Below are 1193 nucleotides of genomic sequence, written 5' to 3'. Positions count from 1 at the left end.
TATTTGACTTACATTTTCTATTATTTCTTTTTTTTATGAACAGATTCATTATTTAACTGCACAATTAAACTAATTAAGTTTTACTTTATATAATCAATTTCTAAAGTAATCATTTAGAATAAAAATGCATCTAACGCATATTTACCAGGTCCAATTAAAGCTATACCAATAGCAACTGACATCAATGTTAAGTTGTATTCATATCCATTAGCTGTTGACCATAATCCATTTGGCCCATGAACTTTAATAATTGCCATTACCATTGTACCCGCAATCATAATTCCTGCAAGTGGAGTTAATAGACCTAGTGTAAACAAAATTCCCCCGATTAGTTCTGCTAACCCTGCTAAAAGTGCAACACTTACACCTGGTTTCATGCCAATTGATTCAAACCATCCACCTGTTCCTTTTAATCCATAACCACCGAACCAGCCAAATAATTTTTGAGCTCCATGACCTACAAAAAGTAAACCGATTACTAAACGAATAATTAATAAACCAATATTTAACACCTTAAATTCCTCCTAAATATTTTTTATCTTTAATTCAAAATAATTTTGTAAAAAAATTTTTGAATCAAATTATTTTTTATAAAGTATTTCAACAACTATTTTAGTCAATAAATTCATCGCAAACTTCTTTATATTAGTGTTTTTAAGTAAAAGAAGGGTTTGCATTCATTCTCCATTATTTCCACCTCCAAATTATTTTAAATTAAGATATCTTGAACTCGAGATAATAATAATATGAATTAATTAAGTTGTCAATAACGAATAATGTATTAAGTTTTTAGAGATTATATCATTGTACTAAAAATTAAGTTTCAACTGATTTACCTTATAATCGTTTTTTGATCGTGATTTCTTAATTTTTTCAATAAAAAAACCTTGCTTTTTAAAACAAGGTTTTTTGCACTAATATTATGCTCCTGGAACTACTACTTGTGAGATTCTTCTACAATCGGCTATTACTAATCCTCCACTTACACTTGAAAAATATGCTAGATTTGTTGAAGAATCTAAAGTAATAAAATAGTTTACACTTTCTGTTACTCCATCAACAACTATTTCACTAATAGAATAATGTGGTGGTAGAGTAGATAGAAGCTCACAAATACTTCTAGTTCTACAATTTTCGTCGTTTGATCCCAAATTAAACCATCTCCCTCCTTTTTCAATTAATATATTATATTG

The 1193-nt window shown here is 27.9% G+C and carries 2 protein-coding genes; both read right to left on the bottom strand.

What is annotated here, in order from left to right; all coding sequences use genetic code 11:
- Window positions 1-113: 113 nt before the first annotated feature.
- Window positions 114-512, bottom strand: a complete 399-nt coding sequence (locus CN514_RS24540) for a DoxX family protein (RefSeq protein WP_098234803.1) — start codon at window positions 510-512, stop codon at window positions 114-116.
- A 408-nt stretch (window positions 513-920) separates the two neighbouring features.
- Window positions 921-1193, bottom strand: a 273-nt coding sequence (locus CN514_RS24535; protein ID WP_217993963.1) for a hypothetical protein, incomplete at its 5' end; no start/stop codon positions are given.

Origin of the sequence: Bacillus sp. AFS001701, from assembly GCF_002559405.1 — a bacterium.
Classification (GTDB): domain Bacteria; phylum Bacillota; class Bacilli; order Bacillales; family Bacillaceae_G; genus Gottfriedia.
The sequence above is the reverse complement of the archived record's forward strand: the minus strand, read 5'-3'. Positions and strand labels throughout refer to the sequence as shown.